The sequence below is a fragment of the Aquimarina algiphila genome (assembly GCF_007489275.1).
GTDB classification, from domain to species: domain Bacteria; phylum Bacteroidota; class Bacteroidia; order Flavobacteriales; family Flavobacteriaceae; genus Aquimarina; species Aquimarina algiphila.
This window is the reverse complement of sequence record NZ_VLNR01000271.1, coordinates 1-261: the sequence shown is the minus strand read 5'-3', so window position 1 is coordinate 261 and position 261 is coordinate 1. Positions and strand designations below refer to the sequence as shown.

The 261-nt window shown below is 28.4% G+C and carries 1 pseudogene; it reads right to left on the bottom strand.

What is annotated here, in order from left to right:
• Positions 1-41: 41 nt before the first annotated feature.
• Positions 42-261 (bottom strand): annotated as a pseudogene (locus FOF46_RS31255) (DUF4172 domain-containing protein); the annotation flags it as partial.

Genomic DNA, 261 nt, shown 5'->3' with positions numbered 1-261 from the left:
AAAGAATTACTGAATCGTATTAAACATAAATGAATACTGATTCATAATTCTATCAATTCATAATTTGTACTTCGACCACCTGATTCTTCTTGTTTTAGAATACCTTTCTCCATTAAATCTTTAATATCTCTTAAAGCAGTATCTGCTGAACATTTAGTAATCTTTGCCCACTTTGAGGATTTGAGTTTTCCATCAAAACCATCTAATAATTTGTTAAGCATTAATCGTTGTCTACTATTAATGCTGGTATCTTTATGTTTA